We start from the raw sequence: 5,081 nt of genomic DNA, 5'->3' as shown, positions 1-5,081 counted from the left end.
GGCGGCGGGTACGACCTCGTGGTATGGCGCTCAGCGCGCCTTCCCGCTAGGGCCCCGAGGACTCCGCGCGGGCTGTTTGGCTGGCCGGGGGAGCCCTCGGTTTTTCGGTCGCCACGGCCGCACCGCGGGCCAGTGCCGCCGGACATTGCTCGGCGACATTGAGGTCGATAGCCTGCTGCCAGGGAAAGATTCTTTCGGCCCACCGGCCGCGGCAAGCGGCCTACGCTCGAAAGATGGAGCCCCATCCCGAAGAAACAGCCGACTTCTCGGCGTTCAGCAAAATGCGGCGGATACAGCTCGATCCCGAATCCGTTATCGGAAGGGAACTCCTCGAGCGGTTCGCCGAGTTCGACGAATCCTTTACCGGCCACAGCCGGATATGGGCGGTAGTCGTGAAACTCATTGGACTGACAGCCATGTGCTCCAAGGCTGTGATCGACCTTGAGAAACAGGTGATCGAGCTCAGGCGAGAGGTGCTATCCCGCGACAAGGCGTAAGCACCACCGACCGGCCCGTCCACCGGGTCCCGGCCCATCACCGGAGCCGCAAGCGGGATCGGTCTGGGCACCTGCAAACGACTTGTGACAGTCGATCAACGCTGCCGCCAAAGCATCGGGGATCTACGACAGGACTGCGGAGCGGATCGTGGAGGCTGCCGCCGAGCGTCGGCAGGGACAGCTCGTGGCGGCTTCCTAAGACGCACCGAACGCACCGACCCGGTCGTCAATCGGAACTCGATGAATACGACCTCGTAAATGTGATCAGGCGTCACGCATTCGGTGCTCCGACGCCGGTCTGACTCGATCAGCGGACGCCCGGTTCGGCGCTCGGCCACCAATGTGCGGTTTGGCTCGATCGCCTGGCGACTGTTCGCAGATCAGCGGTAGACCAGCAAACACCCTCGGCACGGCGGCCAGCAGCGCGGACATGTTGGACTCGCCAACAACTCCGGCGTAATTCCCAGGTACTTTCGCGGAATCTGCCGTGCCTTCGCGTAACCGTACGCAGGTCAAGCCGCATTTCCGCAGGTCACGTCACGGGTTCGATTCCCGGCAGCTCCACTAAGAAAGTGCAGTCCTACGGTAATGCCCGAAGGACTCAACCGGATCGGGATGCCTCCTCCCTTGGGGGTGGCGTCATCTGGCGGGGCCGCCCCGGTCTGCGTACTGTCCTGCATGATTCCTCCACTTCGCCGTCCCGCGATCCTGCGGCGATGTCAGCTTGCGGGCCGCTCACCGGCTGCGACTTCGTCGGGATAGTCGTCGTAGTACGGGACGTAGCCTTCCTCGCGACCGTTGAGCACGTAGACCGGATCGTCGACGTCGGGTCCGTATCCTTGCTCGCGCAGATCGACCTTCTTGGTCTTGACCGTCGCGGTGTGCTCCAGCGAATCTACGACCCTTATGAACAGCGGCACCGCGTAGCCGGGGAGGCGGTCGTACACGGTATGGGCCAGCGACACGGCGTCGAACTCTGTGCCGTCCTTCAACACCGCGGCCGCCATCCCGGCGCGCCCGTCCGCACCGGGTACCTTCACCCCGAAGACCGTCACGGCCTCGACCCCCGGGTCGGCCGCCACGGCGGCCTCGACGTCCGTCGTCGCCACGTTCTCGCCCTTCCATCGGAAGGTGTCACCGAGCCGGTCGACGAACACAGCATGGCGCCAACCCTGTGGGCGCAGCAGGTCACCGCTGTTGAGCCACACGTCACCGTCGCGAAAAGCGTTGCGAATCAACTTCTTCTCGCTGGCTTCCGGATCGGTGTAGCCGTCGAACGGCTGCGCCTTGGTGATTTTGCTCAACAGCAGACCGGGCTGGCCGCGACGCACTTTGCGGACCCGGCCGTTCTCATCGCGAACCGGCTCGCCGGTCTCCGGGTCGTACTCGACGAACGCGACCGCGGTCGGGCAGAGGCCAGCGGTCTTGGGGATGTGAAAGATATTGACGAATCCCGTGTTTCCCTCACTGGCCCCGTATAACTCGAACACCTGCGGGATATTAAAGCGAGCAGTGAACTCGTCCCAGATATCCGGGCGCAGTCCGTTGCCGCCGATCACGCGCACTTTGTTGGTTCGGTCCGTGTCCCTCTCCGGCTGGTTGAGCAGATAGCGGCAAACCTCGCCGATGTAGACGAAGGCGGTGGCGTCGTACCGAGTCACGTCGTCCCAGAACCTCGAGGCTGAAAACGACCGGCCCAAAGCAAGAGTGGCCCCTGCGCTGATCACTCCCGACACCGCCACGCTCAGCGCGGTGTTGTGGTACAGCGGCAGGCAGCAGTACACGGTGTCGCTGCTCTTCAACCGCATGCCTATGGCGCCGGACCCACCCATCGCGCGCAGCCACCGGTAGTGCGTCATGACACTGGCCTTCGGGGCGCCGGTGGTGCCGGAGGTGAAGATGTAGAACGCGGGGTCCTTGGCCAGCACCGACGACGTCACCGCCGGGTTGTCGGTGGGCGCGTCGGCAGAGAGGCGATCCAACTCGTCGATGGTCACGGTGTCGGCGACTTCCGCCTCTGATTCGTCGACCGCAGAAAGCAGGTCCTCCTCGCCGACGATCACCTGGGCATGCAACAGCCCGACGCTGTGTGCCAGCACGTTGCCGCGCTGCTTTTGGTTCAGCATTCCGGCGATCGCGCCGAGTTTGACCGCCGCGAGCATCACGAGCAGCGTTCGCGCCGAATTGCGCATGATGACGCCCACGACGTCACCGCGACCGACGCCGCGTTCGGCCAGCGTGGCCGCGTAGCGGTTGACGGTTTCATTGGCCTCGCGGTAGGTCAGGCCTTCGTCGTCGAAACGGATGAAAACGTGGTCGGGGTAACGCGCCGCACGGTCTTGGAAGACCCGGCCGATCGACTTCTTCGCTGACCCGCGGACGATAAAAGCCGTGAGCGTGCCCCGCGCAACGACGGGCGCGTCCAGAACCAAGGCAGGCAGGCGCGCGGCGATGTCGGTCAGCCCGACGGTGTCACCGGCCATTGGCGCCTACTCCGGTCATGGCGGTCGTTGACGACCACGCCAGCCCAGCGGCGCTCCGGCTACTCGGATACCGCAACTGTGGCACTTCGGGCAGCCGATCGGCCAACAGTTCACGGACGACATCGAAGGGAAAATCCGGCATATTTATCGGGTCATCTCGAGGCTCTGGTGACACCGCGAATCGGTATCGACGGACGTCGAGGCGGCGTTCAGCGACATGGCTTCCGGGCGTGGAGATCGCAGCCTGGTCTGCTTCGAACCGGCGACCAGAACGGGTCATAGTCCCCCGGCTCATTCCGAGTGCTTGGCGCGCCGCCGCCACCACACCTGCGTCGCCCGCTCCACCGGCGCACGCAGCACTACGGTGGCGACTTCGGCCGGCCACAACCACCACGGGGCGATCGTGCGGGGTCGATCGGTGATCGCCTTCGCAACGATCTCCGCCGCCTGCTCGGCAGACAGGCCGGGCGCGTTGCGCAGGCTCTTGGTCGGTTCCATCATCCGGGTGTTGATGAGTCCGAAGTAGATCGATGTGACGTCCACTCCGTCGGCGTGCAGCTCGGGTGCAACGCTGCGCAGCCACATGTCGAATGCCCCCTTCGACGCCTGGTAGGCGCCCCACCGGGGGCCCGGCGGGGTGCGGACGCCGACGCTCGACACGTTCACGATGTGCCCGCTGCCGCGCCGCCGCATCTCCGGAACCAGTTCCAGCAGCAGCCGAATAGGGCCAAGGTAGTTGACGCCGATCGTGCGGTCGAAGTCGTGCGGTCGCTCGTACTGTTCGTGCAGCGACCGGCGGATCGACTTGCCTGCGTTGTTTACGACGATGTCCGGCGCGCCATGCTCGGCGCAGATGCGTTTCGCCAATTCGGCGACGGCGGCCTCGTCGCTGATGTCGGCCGGGTAGCTCACCGCATGCCCGCCGTCGGCGGCGATCGTCGCTGTGAGTTCGTCGAGTTTGTCCGCCGATCGGGCCGCGAGCAGCACGGTCGCTCCCGCCGAGGCGAGTTTGCGTGCGGTGGCCGCGCCGATGCCGAACGAGGCGCCGGTGACCAGCACGGTCGCGCCCGACACCGCGTCATGCAATTGGTCGGGGTCGGATGCTCGCGGATGGTTCAAGAGCATCCCGAGCACTGTTCCGGCTGAGCTCACGAAGTGGGACTTCCCACGATGCCGCCTGATCAATCCTGGGCGTCAACCGTGACGGTCAGCGGCTCGTCACCGGTGTCGACGACTTAGCCCATGCCGCCGTACAGCTGGTGCGCGTCCAACGTGATCTTCTTGACCTCCGCGAGCGCTCTAAGCGAGCGCAATCGCGCGCTGGCGGATCACGAAGATTCGCCGAGCTAGTCCGTTGCTGAGTTGGCAAACTTTGGGTTGCTGCTGGTAGACCGTGGATGACATCCACATACCCCACACATTCTCCTGCGTGTTTGAAATGAAGAGGTGTCACCTGCGGCGGCGTGTGCATGTTGATGCCATCAACGCCTTCGGCGTATCCGCAGGTCGCGTCATGTCCTTTCGCGTCGTTTCGCGTCATCAAATCCATTATTTCCGCAGCTCAAGCCGTTTTATGCGCCTGGTTCGATTCCGGCAGCTCCACAAAAACTGCAGATCAAAGAGCCCCGGCGGGTCCGCATGATCCGGTCGTCGACGAAGCGCTCGATGCACGCCCGACACCGGTACCCCATGTCTTCCCTTACGTCTGGTGTGACTGCACACCAGCGCCCGCCCACAACGCCCAGCCAAATCAGGTAAAGACGTCGTTGAGGGTGACCGTTTGGAGGTTGCGGCTGCGGATGATATCGAGCAGTTGGCCGAAACAGTGGGTGATGGTGGGCAGGTTGGCGTGGCCAACCACGATCTGCTGGGGCTGAAATGACCTGTTCGCGGCGGCGATGAGGCCTGCTTCGCTGAGCCGTCCCGAGTCGGCAATGTCGCTACTCCACAAAGTGATGGTGGGATAGCCGAGGTCGGCGGCGATGCGGTCGGTAGCGGGCGTGTGTTTGCCCCAGGGTGGACGAAAGTACGGGGTGCCGTCGACACCGTAGGTGTTGCGCAGGAAGTCGGCGTTTCTGCGGATCTGGTCGGCGACGGCATC

4 protein-coding genes are annotated in these 5,081 nt (G+C 64.4%); 1 reads left to right on the top strand and 3 read right to left on the bottom strand.

All coding sequences use genetic code 11. From position 1 onward, the window contains the following. The first annotated feature begins 233 nt into the window (after nucleotides 1-233). Nucleotides 234-497, top strand: coding sequence for a hypothetical protein (locus VKI00_RS08590; RefSeq protein WP_324436730.1), 264 nt, complete (start codon nucleotides 234-236; stop codon nucleotides 495-497). Nucleotides 498-1,216: 719 nt separating this feature from the next. Here VKI00_RS08590 and fadD6 read toward each other — a convergent pair. The 3 genes from fadD6 to VKI00_RS08575 all read right to left on the bottom strand — a co-directional run. Further along, nucleotides 1,217-2,980 (bottom strand): long-chain-acyl-CoA synthetase FadD6, encoded by a 1,764-nt coding sequence (fadD6, locus tag VKI00_RS08585; protein ID WP_324436729.1) that lies wholly within the window; start codon nucleotides 2,978-2,980, stop codon nucleotides 1,217-1,219. A gap of 291 nt (nucleotides 2,981-3,271) precedes the next feature. Further along, complete coding sequence (locus tag VKI00_RS08580; RefSeq protein ID WP_324436727.1) at nucleotides 3,272-4,105, bottom strand: SDR family NAD(P)-dependent oxidoreductase; 834 nt, start codon at nucleotides 4,103-4,105, stop codon at nucleotides 3,272-3,274. A gap of 625 nt (nucleotides 4,106-4,730) precedes the next feature. Continuing rightward, nucleotides 4,731-5,081, bottom strand: a 351-nt coding sequence (locus VKI00_RS08575) for a polysaccharide deacetylase family protein (RefSeq protein WP_324436726.1), incomplete at its 5' end; no start/stop codon positions are given.

The organism is Mycobacterium sp., assembly GCF_035314665.1.
Classification (GTDB): Bacteria; Actinomycetota; Actinomycetes; order Mycobacteriales; family Mycobacteriaceae; genus Mycobacterium.
The sequence above is the reverse complement of the archived record's forward strand: the minus strand, read 5'-3'. Positions and strand labels throughout refer to the sequence as shown.

What these genes read in the sequence shown, in the direction of transcription:
- VKI00_RS08590 (WP_324436730.1), top strand. Translation starts at nt 234, where the DNA reads ATGGAGCCCCATCCCGAAGAAACAGCCGACTTCTCGGCGTTCAGCAAA.
- fadD6 (WP_324436729.1), bottom strand. Translation starts at nt 2,980, where the DNA reads ATGGCCGGTGACACCGTCGGGCTGACCGACATCGCCGCGCGCCTGCCT.
- VKI00_RS08580 (WP_324436727.1), bottom strand. Translation starts at nt 4,105, where the DNA reads ATGCTCTTGAACCATCCGCGAGCATCCGACCCCGACCAATTGCATGAC.